The 16,582-nt window shown below is 72.5% G+C and carries 15 protein-coding genes; 10 read left to right on the forward strand and 5 right to left on the reverse strand.

The annotated features are described in order from the left end of the window. Positions 1–13 precede the first annotated feature (13 nt). From KUV85_RS11365 to KUV85_RS11380, 4 genes are read left to right on the forward strand one after another with little or no spacing between them, the layout of a single operon-like run. Entirely contained in the window at positions 14–898 is an 885-nt protein-coding gene (locus KUV85_RS11365; RefSeq protein WP_219960007.1) for a TIGR03619 family F420-dependent LLM class oxidoreductase, read from the forward strand. Continuing rightward, a complete protein-coding gene (locus KUV85_RS11370) occupies positions 895–2,049 on the forward strand; it encodes a hypothetical protein (protein WP_219960008.1) in 1,155 nt (384 codons plus the stop codon). The genes KUV85_RS11365 and KUV85_RS11370 overlap by 4 nt, the downstream gene beginning before the upstream one ends. Continuing rightward, positions 2,046–2,831, forward strand: coding sequence for an SDR family oxidoreductase (locus KUV85_RS11375; protein WP_219960009.1), 786 nt, complete (start codon positions 2,046–2,048; stop codon positions 2,829–2,831). Before KUV85_RS11370 ends, KUV85_RS11375 begins: the two co-directional genes overlap by 4 nt. After that, positions 2,821–4,002, forward strand: a complete 1,182-nt coding sequence (locus KUV85_RS11380; protein WP_219960010.1) for a sulfotransferase family protein — start codon at positions 2,821–2,823, stop codon at positions 4,000–4,002. Before KUV85_RS11375 ends, KUV85_RS11380 begins: the two co-directional genes overlap by 11 nt. A gap of 153 nt (positions 4,003–4,155) precedes the next feature. Here KUV85_RS11380 and KUV85_RS11385 read toward each other — a convergent pair whose 3' ends face one another. Continuing rightward, positions 4,156–5,574 (reverse strand): cytochrome P450, encoded by a 1,419-nt coding sequence (locus KUV85_RS11385; RefSeq protein ID WP_219960011.1) that lies wholly within the window; start codon positions 5,572–5,574, stop codon positions 4,156–4,158. Between the two features lie 107 nt (positions 5,575–5,681). Here KUV85_RS11385 and KUV85_RS11390 point away from each other — a divergent pair, with 107 nt between their 5' ends. The 6 genes from KUV85_RS11390 (at position 5,682) to KUV85_RS11415 (ending at position 12,660) form a co-directional block, all read left to right on the forward strand. Then, positions 5,682–6,428, forward strand: a complete 747-nt coding sequence (locus KUV85_RS11390) for a nitroreductase family protein (protein ID WP_219960012.1) — start codon at positions 5,682–5,684, stop codon at positions 6,426–6,428. Between the two features lie 5 nt (positions 6,429–6,433). Next, positions 6,434–8,368 carry an ABC transporter ATP-binding protein gene (locus tag KUV85_RS11395; protein WP_219960013.1) on the forward strand — a complete coding sequence of 645 codons (1,935 nt, stop codon included), beginning with the start codon at positions 6,434–6,436 and terminating at the stop codon, positions 8,366–8,368. A 92-nt stretch (positions 8,369–8,460) separates the two neighbouring features. Next, positions 8,461–8,997 (forward strand): DUF1992 domain-containing protein, encoded by a 537-nt coding sequence (locus KUV85_RS11400; protein ID WP_237690284.1) that lies wholly within the window; start codon positions 8,461–8,463, stop codon positions 8,995–8,997. Between the two features lie 67 nt (positions 8,998–9,064). Then, a complete protein-coding gene (locus KUV85_RS11405) occupies positions 9,065–10,153 on the forward strand; it encodes an HpcH/HpaI aldolase/citrate lyase family protein (RefSeq protein ID WP_219960015.1) in 1,089 nt (362 codons plus the stop codon). After that, positions 10,153–11,061, forward strand: a complete 909-nt coding sequence (locus tag KUV85_RS11410) for an HpcH/HpaI aldolase/citrate lyase family protein (RefSeq protein ID WP_219960016.1) — start codon at positions 10,153–10,155, stop codon at positions 11,059–11,061. Before KUV85_RS11405 ends, KUV85_RS11410 begins: the two co-directional genes overlap by 1 nt. Positions 11,062–11,178: 117 nt before the next feature. After that, positions 11,179–12,660 (forward strand): amidohydrolase, encoded by a 1,482-nt coding sequence (locus KUV85_RS11415; protein ID WP_219960017.1) that lies wholly within the window; start codon positions 11,179–11,181, stop codon positions 12,658–12,660. 7 nt (positions 12,661–12,667) lie between these two features. On the opposite strand, the gene KUV85_RS11420 is transcribed toward KUV85_RS11415, so the two are convergent. Genes KUV85_RS11420 through KUV85_RS11435 form a run of 4 tightly spaced genes read right to left on the reverse strand, consistent with a single transcriptional unit; the run spans position 12,668 to position 16,506 of the window. Beyond that, positions 12,668–13,531 carry an SGNH/GDSL hydrolase family protein gene (locus KUV85_RS11420; RefSeq protein WP_219960018.1) on the reverse strand — a complete coding sequence of 288 codons (864 nt, stop codon included), beginning with the start codon at positions 13,529–13,531 and terminating at the stop codon, positions 12,668–12,670. 48 nt (positions 13,532–13,579) lie between these two features. Further along, the gene (locus tag KUV85_RS11425; protein WP_219960019.1) at positions 13,580–14,428 is read right to left on the reverse strand and encodes an SGNH/GDSL hydrolase family protein; all 849 of its coding nucleotides are present in this window, start codon (positions 14,426–14,428) and stop codon (positions 13,580–13,582) included. Positions 14,429–14,432: 4 nt separating this feature from the next. Next, positions 14,433–15,329, reverse strand: a complete 897-nt coding sequence (locus tag KUV85_RS11430; RefSeq protein ID WP_219960020.1) for an SGNH/GDSL hydrolase family protein — start codon at positions 15,327–15,329, stop codon at positions 14,433–14,435. 10 nt (positions 15,330–15,339) lie between these two features. After that, complete coding sequence (locus KUV85_RS11435) at positions 15,340–16,506, reverse strand: helix-turn-helix domain-containing protein (protein WP_219960021.1); 1,167 nt, start codon at positions 16,504–16,506, stop codon at positions 15,340–15,342. Positions 16,507–16,582: the final 76 nt, after the last annotated feature.

Below are 16,582 nucleotides of genomic sequence, written 5' to 3' on the forward strand. Positions count from 1 at the left end.
CTACTGTGGCGTCATGCGGTTCACCTACGCCGAGGCGATGACCCACGCCGAGTACTACGCCCCGCTGGCCCGCGCGGCCGAGGCCGCGGGCTACACCTCGATGACGGTCGCGGACAGCCTCATCTACCCCGAGGAGTCCGACTCGACCTATCCCTACACCGACACCGGCGACCGGGAGTTCCTGCAGGGCAAGGAGTTCATCGAGACGATGGTGCTCTGCGCCCACCTCTTCGCGGTGACCGAGACGCTGCGGCTCACGCCGTTCGTGCTCAAGCTGCCGGTGCGGCCCCCGGTGCTGGTGGCCAAGCAGGCGTCCTCGCTGGCGTACCTGTCCGGCAACCGGCTCGGCCTCGGCGTCGGCCTCTCCCCCTGGCCGGAGGACTTCGCCGCGCTGGGCGTGCCCTGGGCCAAGCGGGGCAAGCGGATGGATGAGTGCATGGACATCCTCCGCGGCCTCACCAGCGGTGAGTTCTTCGGCTACGACGGCGACTTCCACTCCTTCGAGCCGCTGCAGCAGTGTCCCGCCCCGACCGAGCCCGTCCCCCTCCTGGTGGGCGGTCACTCCGACGCCGCGCTGCGCCGCGCCGTGCGCAAGGGCGACGGCTGGATGCACGCCGGCGGCGACGGCGAGGAGCTCGACCGGCTGCTGACCCGGCTCGCCGAGATCCGCCGGGAGGAGGGCGACACCCGCGACTCCTCGCAGTTCGAGGTCCACGTGATCTCCTACGACGCCTACACCCCCGACGGCGTGAAGCGGCTCGCCGACAAGGGCGTCACCGACTGCATCGTCGGCTTCCGGGTCCCCTACATCAAGGGGCCCGACACCGAGCCGCTGGAGACGAAGGTCAAGCACCTGGAGCAGTACGCCGAGAACGTGATCGCCCAGGTGCACCCGTGATCAGCAAGCCGTTCCAGGACGCGATCGCGGAGGCGGAGCAGCTCATCGAGTCCGCCGACTTCATCCGCACCGAGCAGGACCTGCTGGAGGGCTACGACTACCTCGCCGGCCGGATCCGGATGGCGGTGCAGACGGCGTTCGACTACGACCTCGAGCACCCCCTCTTCATCAACCCCACCCACCAGTTCTCCCGCCAGGGCCTGGACAACCCCGACGCCATCTACTTCCACGCCTACCTGCGCGAGGGCGTCGAGTACGTCGTACGCGGGCGCCGCGGCACCTCGGCCGACCTCTCCTTCCAGGTCATGGGCGGCACCTACTCCGCCGACTCGGCCGCCACCAGCCTGATGGCCTTCGACGACCGCGAGCTCGACGTCGCCGAGGACGGCAGCTACGAGTTCCGCTACCTCGCCGAGCCGGGCGCGAAGACGATGATCGTGCGGGAGGTCTTCAACGACTGGGACTCCGAGGAGCGCGGCAGCCACTGGATCGAGCGGCCCGACACCCTCGGCCGCCCGAAGCAGCCGCTGACCCGCGCCCTGCTGGAGAAGAGGTACGACGTCGCCGCACGATCGCTCGTGGGCTCGGTGCAGACGTGGTTCGCCTTCCCCCACTTCTTCCAGTACCGGGAGCCGGTCAACACCCTCACCGTCCCGAAGGCCACCCCGGGCGGCCTGGCCTCCCAGTTCTCCTCCATCGGCCACTACGCACTGGAGCCCGGCGAGGCGCTGGTCGTCAGCGTGCCCGAGTGCCACGACTGCAGCTACCAGGCCATCCAGATCGGCTCGGACTGGTACGCCTCCACCGACTACGAGACCCACCAGACCTCGCTGACCAAGGCCCAGGCCGTCACCGACCCCGACGGGGTGATGCGCTTCGTGATCGCCGAGCAACCGCCGCCCGGCCCGGACGGGTCGCCGGCGCCGGTCGCCAACTGGCTCGAGACCACCGGTCACGCCACCGGGCCGATGATGCTGCGCTGGCAGCGCCTCGAACGTGACCTGACCGAGGCCGACGGCCCCACCATCGAGCGTGTGCCGCTGGCCGAAATACCGACCCTGGTGCCGCACCACCACGCCCTCACCGACGAGGAGTACGCCGCCCGGATCGCCGCGCGGCAGCGTGCCGTCAACCGAAGGATGCTCTCGTGACCGGACTGCTCGACGGCAAGGTCGTCGTCCTCTCCGGGGTCGGCCCCGGGCTGGGCCGCTCCCTGGGCGAGGAGGCGGCGAAGGCGGGCGCGGACCTGGTGCTGGCCAGCCGCACCCCCGAACGCCTGGAGAAGATGGCCGAGGTCGTGCGTGGGCACGGCCGCCGTGCGCTCGTCTGCCCGACCGACATCACCGACGAGGAGGACCGCGCGAACCTGGCCGAGGCCGCCCTGGCCGAGTTCGGCCGGGTCGACTGCCTGGTCAACAACGCCTTCGGGATCCCCCCGATGGCGCCGATCAGCACGCTGGGGCTCGACGTGCTGCGCAGCGCGCAGGAGACCAACGTGTTCGCCCCGCTGCGGCTCTCGAGCCTGTTCGCGGACGCGCTCGCGGCGACCGGGGGCTCGATCCTGATGGTCAACTCGTGCGTGCTCCACCAGAGCCAGCCCGAATTCGCCGGCTACAAGCTCTCCAAGGGCACGCTCGCCCACCTGGCCTCGTCACTGGCGACCGAGCTGGGGCCGCGCGGCATCCGGGTGAACTCCATCGCGCCGTCCTACATCTACGAGGACGTCAACAAGGCCTACTTCGACTACCTCGCGCAGGAGTCGGGACGCACCCACGAGGAGGTGTACGCCGAGAAGGCCGACCTCAACGACCTCAAGCGACTGGCCACCCCCGACGAGGTGGCCCGCGCCGCGCTCTTCTTCGCCAGTGACCTGGCCTCCGCGGTGACCGGGCAGCTGCTCAACGTCGACTGCGGTGAGTTCCATGGCAGCTGAGGCTCCGGGGGCTCCGCCCCCGCCGCGGCAGCGCGCGGACGTCGGCACGTTCGAGGACATCTGCGCGGCCGCGTCGCGCACCACCGGCCTCGACGACTTCGGTGGCCCCGACGAGCGCGAGCACGAGGAGGGGCTGCGGCTCCTGGTCGAGGACCTCGCCTCGCCCGAGGCGGGCCTGACACCGGTCGGGAACTACTTCCAGCGCGCGCAGGTGAAGAGCGCCCTGGTCGGGCGGCTCCTGACCCAGGCGCGCTTCACCGAGTTCCCGCAGCACCGCGACGTCCCCATCCAGCGGCCGATCTTCGTGCTCGGCCTCCCCCGCACCGGCACGACCGCACTGCACCGGCTGCTGTGCGCGGACCCCGCCAACCAGGGCCTGGAGGCATGGCTGACGGAGTTCCCCCAGCCCCGGCCGCCGCGGGAGACGTGGGAGGACGACCCGGTCTTCGCGGCCATGCAGGCGGCGTTCTCCGAGCACCACGTCACCAACCCGGAGTTCATGGGCATCCACTACATGGATGCCACCTCGCCGGAGGAGTGCTGGCGGCTGCTGCGCCAGACCGGCAAGTCGATCGGTTTCGAGTCGTTGGCGCACGTGCCGCGCTACTCCGCCTGGCTGGCGAAGCAGGACTGGACCGATGCCTACCAGCGGCACCGGCGCAACCTGCAGCTGATCGGGCTCAACGACCCCGAGAAGCGGTGGGTGCTGAAGAACCCCTCCCACTTGGCCGCGCTGGACGAGCTGATGACGGTCTACCCCGACGCGCTGGTGGTGATGACCCGGCGCGACCCGGTGACCTCGATCGCCTCGGCCTGCTCGCTGTCGTCCGAGGCCACCGCCGGCACGTCGACGACGTTCGTGGGCGAGACCATAGGACGCACCCAGCTGGAGATGCTGGCCCGCTCCTGGCACGCCTTCTGGGACGCCCGGGAGCGGTACGACGCGACCCAGTTCGTCGACGTCGACTACCGCGAGTTCGTGGCCGACCCCGTGGGCACCGTCGGCGGCATCCACGACGCCTTCGGCCTCACGTGGAGCGACGCCGCCCGCGCCGAGGTCGAGCGCATCGACGCCGAGTCCCGCTCCGGCCGCGCCCGGCCCTCCCACTCCTACGACCTCGCCGACTACGGCCTCACCGAGGACCAGGTCCACGCCGCCTTCGCTCGCTGACGCGACGTGAGGGTCGAGTGCTCACTTCCTCCCGTCGAATGCTCACTTCTTGCGGGTCGAGTCGGCACTTCCTCACCGACGACTGCTGATTGAACGGCAGGAAGTGAGCATTCAACCCGCAACACGTGAGCACTCGACCAGCTGCTGGTGCGCTCAGCGGGCGGTGAGGCGGACGCGGGCACCTTGGCGGGGGACGCTGGTGATGTTGCGGACCTTCGGCCGGTCCTCGCCGAGGGCAGTGACGGCGTAGGAGGAGAAGACCTCGCGCAGGATCTCGGTGCCCTCCATCTGGGCGAAGCCGGCACCGATGCAGCGGCGTACGCCGCCCCCGAAGGGGATCCAGGTGTTGGGCTCGGGGGCATTGCCGTCCAGGAACCGCTCGGGGCGGAACTCCTCGGGCCGTTCATGGTTGTCGGCGCGGGCGTGGGAGACGATGATCGACGGCCCGACGGTGGTGCCGGCCGGCAGCTCGCGCCCACCGATGACGGCGGGACGGGTCAGCGTGCGCACCACCATCGGGATGATCGGGTGCAGTCGCATCGACTCCTTCATCACCGCCTCGAGGAACGCGTCATCGCCCTCGTCCGCGGCTCGCTGGGTGCGCGCGAGCAGCTCCGGGTCACTGCCCACCTCGTGCAGGGCCCAGGCCAGTGCACTGGCGGTCGTCTCGTGGCCTGCCAGCAGCAGCGTCACCAGCTGGTCGCGCAGCTCGGTGTCGTCCAGCCCGCCGCCGTCACCGGTGGCGTCGGCGTCATCGCCCTCGCCGACCAGCAGCAGCCGGGAGAGTACGTCGCGCCGCTCCGCGAGGTCGCCCGCCTGCCGGCGCTCGCGGATCTCGGCGTAGATGAGTCGGTCGAGCTCGACCTGGTTCTCGATGGTGCGCCGCCACGGGCCGAACCGCTGCAGCCACGGGTAGGCCCAGCCCATGAGCACGACCGGGCTGATCTCCACCGTGGCGGTCACCCGCGGCCGCAGCCGGGCGAGGCGCTCCTCGTCGGTGACGCCGAAGACGACCCGCAGGATCACCTCCAGGGTGAGGGCGTTCATCCGGTCCAGCGAGCGGAACTCCGCCCCGGAGCGCCAGCCACCGACCTCGTCGCGGGCGACCTCGGCCACCAGTGACCGGTAGCTGCGCAGCGCCTGCCCGTTGAATGCCGGCATCAGCAGCTTGCGGGCCCGCTTGTGCTCGTCGCGGTCCTGCAGCAGCAGGGAGTGCTCGCCCATGATGGGGCCGAGCACCGAGTTGCCCTTGCCGGCGAGGAAGTGCTCCGGGTCGCCGGTGAAGACCTCCTTGGTGTCCTCGGGCCGGGTGACCATCACCAGCGGCCGCCCCTTGGGCACGAGCCGCAGGGTGAAGGTGTCGCCGTAGCGACGGCGTGCCCACGCGTGGAGCCGGTGGCGGAACCGGAACAACGCGATCGTCTGCACCAGCGCGGGCCACCGCGGCCCCGGCGGCAGGTCCTGCTGCGGGACGGGTGGGAGGCTGCCGTCCTCCGACAGCCCGCTCATCCGCTCCAGCCGGCGCCGGGTCAGGGCTGCGGTGTCGTCGGGGGCGCCGTGCGTGGTCGTCATCTGCCTGACGCTACTCGTCGGTCACCGGTGCCGGATCCGACCACGGTAGGAGATCGGCGGGGTCGGGCGCGGCGATCGTGCCACCCGCCGTGGGGTTGGATGGGGCCATGGAGTTCAGCGAGGTCGTACGCCGTCGCCGCATGACGCGGAACTACACCACCGACCCGGTCGACCCGGCCGTCGTCGAGCAGGCACTGGCGCACGCGACGCGTGCACCGAGCGCGGGCTTCAGCCAGGGGTGGGCCTTCGTCGTGCTCGACACCCCGGCCGACGTCCGCCGCTTCTGGAGCGCCTCCTCCGACGACGTCGACGACCCCGACACGTGGCTGGCGGGCATGATGCGGGCGCCGGTGGTGATCGTGCCGTGCAGCGTCAAGGCGGCGTACCTGGACCGCTACGCGCAGCCGGACAAGGGCTGGAGCGACCGTGACGAGGCGCGGTGGCCGATGCCGTTCTGGGACCTCGACACCGCGATGGCCTCGCTGCTGGTGCTGCAGACGGCGACCGACGCCGGTCTGGGGTCCTGCTTCTTCGGCATCGTGCCCGACCGGATCGACGCCGTGCGGGAGGCGCTGGGCCTCACCGGGGCCGACGCCCCCCACCCGATCGGTGCGATCACCCTGGGCCACCCCGCACCACGCCGTGAGGGCGCGCAGGGCTCCCCCACCCGTCGGCGGCGTACGCCGTGGCAGCAGGTCGCGCACCGCGGGCGCTACGGCGCGGGGTGGGTCTCGACAGGCTCGACCAACGGGTCCCGCTCGACCAACGGGTCCCGCTCGACCAACGGGTCCCGCTCGACCGACGGGTCCCGCTCGACCAGCGGGCTCCGCTCGACCGACGAGTCCCCCGGGTAGGCCCGATGCCCCGTCCCCCGTTGGTGGCGACCCACCTCTCCGCGGAGGACCTGCGTCGGTCCGAGCCGGTACTGCCCCGCATCGCGCGCCTGCTGCGTCCCTACCGCCGCCGCATCGGGCTGGTGCTGGTCGCGGTCGTGTCCGCGGCGGCATTGACCTCGCTGGTGCCGTTCCTGACCCGGGCGGTCTTCGACGACGCGCTGTTCCCGCTCGACGGCGGCGAGCCGCGGCTGGACCTGCTGGGCTGGCTGGTAGCCGGGATGTGCGCGATCCCGATCGTGACGGCGTTCATCGGCCTGGGCCAGAACTGGCTGACCTCGACCATCGGGAACTCCGCGATGGCCGACCTGCGCGGCGACCTCTTCGCGCACCTGCAGCGCATGGAGCTGGCGTTCTTCACTGCGACGAAGACGGGCGCGATCCAGTCGCGACTGGCCAACGACGTCGCGGGGGTCCGCACCGTGCTGACCGACACCGCGACGACGATCGTGCAGAACACCGTCACGGTCTCGGCAGCGTTCGTGGCGATGGTGATCCTGTCCTGGCAGCTGACCGTGCTGACGCTGGTGCTGATGCCGCTGTTCGTGTGGCTGCAGCTGCGGGTCGGGCGGCGCCGGCAGCGGCTGGCGCGCCGCACCCAGGAGTCGCTCTCGGAGATGACGGCCATCACCGAGGAGGCGCTCAGCGTCTCGGGGATCCTGCTGGCGAAGGTCTTCAACCGGTCCGAGGCCGAGGTCGCGCGCTACCGCGAGGCCAACCGGGTGCAGACCGAGCTGCAGGTGCGGCAGGCGATGACCGGCCGCGCGTTCTTCGCGGTGGTGCAGACCTTCTTCGCCATCACGCCGGCCCTGATCTACCTCGCGGCGGGCCTCATCATCACCGGATCGCTCCCGATCGGTGCCGACGCGCTGACCGCCGGCACGCTGGTCGCCTTCACCACGCTGCAGGGACGGCTGCAGATGCCGCTGCTGGCCCTGATGCGCGTCACGCTCGACGTGCAGACCTCACTTGCCCTCTTCCGGCGGATCTTCGAATACCTCGACCTCGAGCCGGCCATCACCGAGCGACCGGACGCGGTGGTGCTGGACCGGGAGCAGGTGGTCGGCCGCATCGAGTTCCGCGGCGTGTGGTTCGCCTACCCCCGTGCCCGCCAGCCCGGCGAGCCCGCGCCGCCGGCCGACGGGGTCTCGACGGGCTCGACCACCGAGGAGTCCTGGGCGCTGCGCGAGGTCGACCTGCTCGTGGAGCCGGGTCAGCTCGCCGCCGTCGTGGGCCCGTCCGGGGCGGGCAAGACGACCGCGACCTACCTCGTCCCCCGCTTCTACGACGCCACCGAGGGCACCGTCCTCATCGACGGGTACGACGTCCGCGACCTGACGCTCTCCTCGCTGGCCGACGCCGTCGGTGTGGTCACCCAGGAGCCCTACCTCTTCCACGGCACGATCCGGGAGAACCTCGCCTACGCCCGCGACGGTGCCACCGACGCCGAGATCGAGGACGCCGCCCGGGCCGCCAACATCCACGACGCGATCATGGAGTTCCCCGACCGCTACGACACCGTCACCGGCGAGCGCGGCTACCGGCTCTCCGGCGGGGAGAAGCAACGGCTGGCACTCGCGCGGGTGCTGCTGAAGGACCCGCCGATCCTGATCCTCGACGAGGCCACCTCCTCCCTGGACAGCGCGACGGAGCGGCTCGTCCGCGAGGCCCTGGAGCGCGCGACCTCGCAGCGGACCACCATCGCGATCGCCCACCGGCTCTCCACGATCCGCTCCGCCGACGTGATCTTCGGGCTGGAGAGCGGCCGCGTCGTCGAGCGCGGCACCCACGACGAGCTCCTCGAGGACCCGCACGGCCTCTACGCTCGTCTCCACCTCGAGCAGTTCTCCCGCGACACCGGCGGGGACGACGCCGGGCGGCGGGCCGACGTACCGTTGTGAGCGAGGTGAGGTAGTCCCTGACGAAAAGCACCCCGAACCAGCCGATCCAGGTGCTTTTCGTCAGGGACTATCGAGACGACGAGGTGAGCACGATGTCCGACGAGGAGCACGAGGGACGCGAGGAGCAGCGCCCGGCGCGCGCCCGCGACCGGCTGACCGGCAAGTCGGCCGCCGCCGCGCGGATGGCGCAGCAGCACCGGTGGGTGGACATGCAGGTGAAGGCCGCCATGGATCGCGGGGAGTTCGACGACCTCCCGGGGCAGGGCGAGCCGATCAAGGGACTCGGCGCCACCCACGACCCCGAGTGGTGGGTCAAGCAGCTCGTCGAACGGGAGCAGATCGCCGTGCTGCCGCCGTCGCTGCAGCTGCGCAAGGAGGACGCCGAGCTCGACGACGAGCTCGACCGGCTCGGCGCCGAGCGGGAGGTCCGCGCGACGGTCGAGGACTTCAACGACCGCGTCATCGCCGCCCGCTACCGGCCGCCCGAGGGCCCGCCGCTGATCACGATGCCGCGCGAGGTGGAGGAGACGGTCGCGGCCTGGCGGGAGCGCCGCGCGGCACGGCGTACGACGGCCGCTGCCGCACCCGCGCCGCCCCGACGCCGGTGGTGGCAGCGCCGCCGGGGCTGAGCGTCCCGACCGCTCCGCGAGACGTGCGCCATACCCGGGTCGTGGGCTCCGCGATAGGTTCCGGGACATGGCGAGTAGCAAGAGCCCCAAGGACTTCTTCCGGCCGCTCGCGGTCGGTGCGCCGACCCCGGTGGCCGAGATCCCGGCCAGGCCGAGTCGCGCGATCCACTTCTTCGACCCGAGCAACCCCAAGATGGCGGCGAAGGTGCCCGACATGGTCGGCACCGTCGACGTGCTGCTGGGCAACCTCGAGGACGCGGTCAAGGCAGACAACAAGGAGGCCGCCCGCAACGGACTGGTCGAGATCGCGCAGGCCACCGCCAATATCGGTGGACGCAGCGGCCCGACCCAGTTGTGGACGCGCATCAACGCGCTCGACAGCCCCTGGGTGCTCGACGACCTCACGACGCTGGTCCCGGCCATCGGCGACAAGCTCGACGTGATCATGGTGCCCAAGGTCGAGGGCGCCGAGGACATCCACTACGTCGACCGCATCCTCGCCCAGCTCGAGGCCAAGGCCGGCCTGAGCGAGCCGATCCTGGTCCACGCGATCCTCGAGACCGCGCGCGGTGTGGCGAACGTCGAGGAGATCTGTGGCGCCAGTCCCCGCATGCAGGGCCTCTCCCTCGGCCCCGCCGACCTGGCCGCCGACCGGCGGATGAAGACCACCCGTGTCGGCGGGGGCCACCCCGGCTACCTGGTGCGCCAGGACCCGGTGGACGGCGACATCGACGGACAGCGGACCTCCTACCAGCAGGACCTGTGGCACTACACGGTCGCGCGGATGGTCGACGCGTGCGCGATGCACGGGATCTACCCCTACTACGGCCCGTTCGGCGACATCGCCGACACGGTGGCGTGCGAGGACCAGTTCCGCAACGCCTTCCTGCTCGGCTGCGTGGGCGCCTGGAGCCTGCACCCCAAGCAGGTCGCGATCGCCAAGAAGGTCTTCTCCCCCAGCGTCGAGGACGTCACCCACGCCAAGCGGGTCGTCGCAGCGATGGGTGACGGCACCGGCGCGGTGATGCTGGACGGCAAGATGGAGGACGACGCCTCGCTCAAGCAGTGCCTGGTGATGGTCGAGCTGGCCGACCGGCTGGCCGCGATCGACCCGGACCTGAAGGCGGCGTACGACGCGATCGAGGTGGATGCGTGATGGCCGCGCACGACTCGACCGCCGGTGCCGACGCGAGCACCGAGGAGAAGTTCCGCCCCCGCCGCTCGGTGCTCTACATGCCCAGCTCCAACGAGCGGGCCCTGGAGAAGGCGAAGACGATCGCCGCGGACGGCATCATCTTCGACCTCGAGGACGCCGTGGCCCCCGATGCCAAGCCCGAGGCGCGCGACGCCGCGTGCGCGGCGGTGCAGTCGGGTGAGTACGGCCGCCGCGAGCTGACGATCCGCGTCAACGGCATCGGCACCGAGTGGCACGAGGCCGACCTCGCCGCGGCGGCGCAGGCCGGTCCCGACGCGATCGTCGTGCCCAAGGTCAACTCCGCCGAGGAGGTGGCCCAGCTGGTGGCCGCCATGGAGGCGGCCGGTGCTCCCGACCACACCACGCTGTGGGCGATGATCGAGACGCCGATCGCGATCCTCGACGCCCTGCCCATCGCCCGCGCGAGCGAGCGGCTCACGGCGTTCGTGATGGGCACCAACGACCTGGTCAAGGAGCTCTACGCCGAGCACGTGCCCGGTCGCGAGCCGCTGCTGCCGAGCCTGCACCAGGCGTTGCTCGCGGCCCGTGCCGCCGGCATCGCGATCATCGACGGCGTCTACAACGACGTGAAGGACACCGACGGCTTCCTCGCCGAGTGCCGCCAGGGCGCGCAGCTGGGCTTCGACGGCAAGACGCTGATCCACCCCGGCCAGGTCGAGGGCGCCAACACCGCCTTCGCCCCGTCGGAGGAGGCCGTCGCCGACGCCCGCGGCCTGATCGAGGCGTGGGAGGCGGCCGGCACCGGCGTGGTCACCCACAACGGCAAGATGGTGGAGAACCTCCACGTCGACTCCGCACGCCGCACGCTCACCATGGCCGAGGCCATCGCCGCCCTGGGCGACGACTGACGACCCGCCGAGTCGGCGCGAACTCGGCTCCCGGACCCGCCGAGTCGGCGTGAACTCGGCCTCCGGGGTCGAGCCACCGCCGAGTTCACGCCGACTCGACCCCCGTACGGTGTCCACGTGTCCAGCCTGCTGATCCGCCGCGCGCGCCTCGTCCCGATCACGGCGTACGACGTCGCGCCGGCCGGGCCGGTCGACGTGCTGGTCCGCGACGGCGTGGTCACCGACGTCGGGCCCGACCTCGCGCAGCCCGACACCGCCGTGCCCGAGCACGACGCGGACGGCCGGTGGCTGGTGCCGGGGCTGTGGGACGCCCACGTGCACCTCGGCCAGTGGACGCTCAACGCCCAGCGCATCGACACCAGCGACGCCGCCTCCCCCGCGGACGTGCTCGCCAAGGTCGCCGACTGGATCGAGGCCGCTCCCGACGGCCCGGTCGTCGGCTACGGCCACCGTCCGGGCGCGTGGACCGAGCAGCCGACGGTCGCGCAGCTCGATGCGCTCGCCCGCGACGTCCCGGTGGTCCTCATCGCCGGCGACGCCCACCACGCCTGGCTCAACACCACCGCCCAGCAGCGCTTCGGCCTCCCGGTGCGCGAGGGCATGGTCGCGGAGAACGAGTGGTTCGCGATCCAGGACCACGTGCTCGAGCTCGCGGGCGAGGACGGCACCTCCCCGGCGGCCTACCGGGCCACGCTGGACCACGCCGCGTCGCTCGGGGTGGTCGGGCTGACCGACTTCGAGTTCGGCAACTCCCTCTACCGCTGGCAGGAGCGCTGGGCGGACGGGTGCGACCGGATCCGCGTCCGGGTGGCGCTCTACCCCGACGACGTCGACCAGGCGCTGTCGGTGGCGCTGCGCACCGGCGACCCGCTGGTGCCCGGCGACGACCGCCTCACGATGGGCCCGCTGAAGATCATCAGCGACGGCTCACTCAACACCCGCACCGCGTGGTGCCACGAGCCGTACGCGATTCCCGGGCCCGACGGCCCCACCGGCGCCCCGAACCTCTCCCCCGAGGAGCTCACCGCGCTGCTGCGCACGGCCCACGGCGCGGGTCTGGAGGTGGCGACCCACGCGATCGGCGACGCCGCGGTCGGCGCCGCGCTCGCGGCGTACGCCGCCACGGGAGCGCAGGGCTCGATCGAGCACGCGCAGCTGGTCGAGCGTGACCACGCCGCCACGATGGCCGCGCTGGGCCTGCGGGCGAGCATGCAGCCCTCGCACCTGCTCGACGACCGTCACCTGAGCGAGGAGGTGTGGCCGGGCCGCACCGACCGGTGCTTCGCGCTGCGCTGGATCCACGACGCGGGCGTGCCGATCCGGCTCGGCTCCGACGCCCCGGTGGCGCCGCTGGACCCGTGGCTCGCCATCGACGCCGCCGTACGCCGCGCCGCCGCCGACGACGCCCCGTGGCACCCCGAGCAGGCCCTGACACGCGCCGAGGCGCTGGCGGCCTCCGTGGACGGCCAGCCGATGGTGCGGCCGGGGTCGCGGGGCGACCTGGTGCTGCTCGACGCGGACCCGCTGCGCGAGGACGTCCCGTCACCGCCGGTGGCGCTGACGGCCGTGGCCGGGCGGCTCATCCACACCGCCGGCTGAGGCGGGCTCAGGAGCGGAGCAGGTCCACGACGAGGTCGGCGACGGCCTGCTGCTCGGCCGGGAACGGGTGGACCGCCGCGGCGTTGGGCGTGCGCTCCAGTCCGACGATCCACGGGTCGTCGGCGCACATGTGGTGGCCCTCGGCGACGGCGAAGGTGTCGACGTAGTCGACGTCGGCGGCTGCGGCGGCATCGGCCAGGGTGGTCACGAGGATCTCGTTGGCGCGGCGGGTGTAGGCGTAGTCGCCCTCGGCGAGCCGGAAGACCTCGCAGCCCTGCTCGGCCGTGGGCGGTGCCCATTCGGGGTAGCCGACCACGACGATCCGCGCGTTCGGGGCACGGTCGGCGATCTCCTCCAGCGCCCGGTCGAAGCGGGTGCGGATCTGCTCGGCAGCAGTGGCGAGGTACTGCTCACCGAGCTGGTCGGTGCACGGCGACCCCGCCGGGTCGCGGGAGGCCAGCTGGGCGCACCGGATGACGCTGAGTGCGTAGAGCGAGGTGTCGTTGGCGCCGAGCCGGATGGTCACCAGGTCGGTGTCCTCGCCGAGTGCGTCGAGCTGGGGTGGGTTGCCGCTGGGCTGCTGGACCTCGGTGAGGTTGCCCAGCTGGGCGCCGTTGCAGCTGGCGTCGGTGAGGGCGAGGTCGAGCTCGAGCGCGATGAGCCGCGGATAGTTGATGGCGGACTGGTAGCACTCTTCGCCACGGTTGAGCCCGGTGCCGGGCGCCGCGGTGTAGGAGTCGCCCAGCGCGACGTAGGACTGGCCCGCCAGTGCGGACTCGCCCTCGCCGGCGGCCGGGTCGTTGCAGGCGGTGAGCATCGCCACGGCCCCCAGTGCCACGGCGAGCATCCCCACGACTGCCCTCGACCGCATGGGGGTGAGCCTACGAGCGGGCGCCGACGTCACGGCGGGGGTGCCGGATCATGGGCCGAGCGGACCGCGCTCGTCGAGCAGTGCGACGAGGAGGTCGGCCGCGACCAGCTGCTCGCGCCGGTAGGGGTGGAACGGGGCGGCGCGGCCGTTGGGGCTGGCTCCGGCGATCCAGGGCTCCTCGGCGCACATGTGGTGGCCCTCGGTGGCCGCCCACTCGTCGACGTAGTCCACCTCCGCGGCAGCGGCGGCCGCCGCGACGGTCTCGACGATGAGCTCGTTGGCACGACGCGCGTAGGCGTAGTCGCCGCGCGCGAGGTCGAGCTGGTCGCAGTCCTCGGGGGCCTCCGGCGGTGCCCACTCGGGGTAGCCCAGCACGACGACCCGGGCCTCGGGTGCGCGTCGGGCGATCTCCGCGAGGGCCTCGTCGAGCGCCTCACGGGTGTCGGCGACCGCGTCGTCGAAGTAGTCGGCCCCGAACTCCTCCGCGCACGGACTGCCGTCCGGGTCGCGGTCGGCGACCTTGCCACAGTTGATCACCGAGTGGGCGAACAGCGAGGCGTCGTTGGCGCCGATGCGCATCGTCACCAGGGCGGTGTCGGCCGAGAGGGCGTCCAGCTGCGGCGGGTTGCCGAAGGGCGGCTGCTCCTCGGTGAGGTGCTGCGTGCGTGCGCCGCCGCAGCTCATGTCGGTCAGGTCCAGGTCGAGCCGGTCGGCGACGAGCCGGGGGTAGTTGCGCTCGGACTGGAAGCAGGCCTCGCCGTCGTCCGCCCCCGTGCCCGGCGCCACCGTGGAGGAGTCGCCGAGCGCGACGTACTCCAGGCCGCCCCAGCGGGGGTCATCCTCGCCGCAGGCCGCCAGGAGGGGGAGCAGCACCGCCGCAGCGGCAACCCAGCGCATGGCCTCAGCCTACGGTCGCGGCCCCGTCGTCCCCGGCACCGGCCGCGGCGGGCGACATCTCCTCCGAGCGCAGCAGCTCCTCGACCAGGTCGGCGGTGACCGCCTGCTCGCGCGGGTAGGGGTGCAGGGCGGCGGCGGTCGACCGGGGCGTCACGCCGGCGATCCACGGGTCGGGAGCGCACATGTGGTGGCCCTCGGTCGCGGCCCAGACGTCGACGTAGGCCACCTCGGCCGCCAGCGCGGCGTCGCGGAGCTCGGTGACCATGACCTCGTTGGCGCGGCGCACGAAGGCGTGGTCGCCGTCGGCGAGCGGCAGCTCGTCACAGCCGCGGGTCGTCGCGGGCGGGGCCCACTCGGGGTAGCCCACCACCACGATGCGGGCGCTCGGCGCGAGCCGCTCGATGCGCGCCAGCGCCTCCTCCAGCTCGGTCCGGATCTCGGTCGCCACCGCGTCGAGGAACGCCGCGCCACCCAGCTCGTCGGCGCACGGCGCACCGTGCGGCGCCTGCCGGGCCAGCTGCGGGCACTGGTACGCCGTGCGGGCGTAGAGCGAGGAGTTGTTGGCACCGATCCGCAGCGTCACCAGGTCGGTGTCCACCGACAGCGCGCGGAACTGGGGCGGGGCCGCCGTACGCCGCTGCACGCCGGTGAGGTCGCCGATGCGGGCGCCACCGCAGCTGGCGTCGGTGAGGTCCAGTTGCAGCGCCGAGGCCACGAGCCGCGGGTAGTTGCGGGCGGACTGGTAGCAGGCCTCGCCCAAGTCGACGCCGGTGCCGGGGGCGGCGGTGTAGGAGTCCCCGAGCGCGACGTAGTCCAGTCCCGCCCAGGCACTGTCCTCCGCGGCCCGGCCGCAGGCCGACAGTGCCAGCGGGAGCAACAGGAGCAGGACCCACCAGCGCACGGGAGGCAGCCTAGGCATCGGCCCCCAACGCGATCGTCAGCGCCAGCACGGTCCCCGGGTCGGCCAGCGCGTCGCCGTACGCCTCGCGCAGCTGCCCCATGCGGTAGCGCACGGTCTGGGGGTGCACGAACAGTGCCGCCGCCACGTCGTCGCGGCGCCCCTGGTGCAGCAGCCAGGCGCGCAGCGTCTGGGTGAGCTTCTCGATCGTGGCGGGCCGCAGTCCCTCCAGCGGCGCGAGGGCCTGCTCCCGGAGGTCGGCCAGCGCGTCGGCGTCGGCGGCGACCACCAGGGCCGGGAGGTGGGCCTCGGTGTCCTCGGTGAGGCCGAGCGCGTCGGCGCGCAGCACCCGGTCGTACGACGCCCGCACCCGCAGCCACGGGCGGGCCGGCCCGACCAGGCACCCGCGGTCCGCCGCGTCGCGCAGCAGCCGCGGCCGGGCCGCGCCGTGCATGTCGGGCACGAGCAGCAGCGTCCGCTCCTCCAGCTCGGGCAGGTCGGCGGCCTGCAGGGTGCGGGCGGGCAGCCGCTGCAGCAGGGGGGCCACCTGTGCCTCGGGCACGACGACGGCGGTCAGCGTCTCCGGCGCGGACCACTCGGCCCGCTCGGCGGCGTCGACCACGGTCGCGGGGGGTGACTCGGCGAGCAGGTGGCGGGAGATGCGCTCGAGGCGCTGCTGGCGCAACCGGCTCGAACTGGCCGACTCGTCGGCGTGGCCGGCGACGCTGGCGGCGGACATCTCGTCGATGTAGGTGAAGACCAGCTGCGCGAAGGCGGCCAGCGTGGTCGCGTCGAGTCCCTGGTGGACCGCCTCGCCGGCCATCTGCTGCCAGGCGACGCGGGCGCCGATGCGGTAGGCCGAGAGCAGGGCGTCGGTGGTGCGGCCGCTGCGGGCCTCGCCGCGGCCGAGCTGGTAGGCGCCGTCGACGGCGGCGGCCCGGGAGATGGGGGCGTCGGCGCCGCGGTTCTCGCCGAGCAGGGCGAGGAAGCCGTCGAGGGCGACCTCGACGGCGTTGCGGATGGTGCGGCCCATCGGCCCGGAGAAGGCGTCCTCGTAGCTGGGGACCTCCTCGATGATGGCGTTGACCACCTCGTCGGCCGCGTGCGGCAGCTCGGCGCGGATGCCGGCGGCGACGTCGGGCGGGAGGGTGATGAGGTCGGTCTGCTCCGACTGGGCCATGTCATCTCCGTATTTGTTCGCTGTGAACAAAAACCTACGCTCGGTTCACCACTGACGGTCATGACTTTACCTCCCT

The sequence above is a fragment of the Nocardioides panacisoli genome (assembly GCF_019448235.1).
Taxonomy (GTDB): domain Bacteria; phylum Actinomycetota; class Actinomycetes; order Propionibacteriales; family Nocardioidaceae; genus Nocardioides; species Nocardioides panacisoli_A.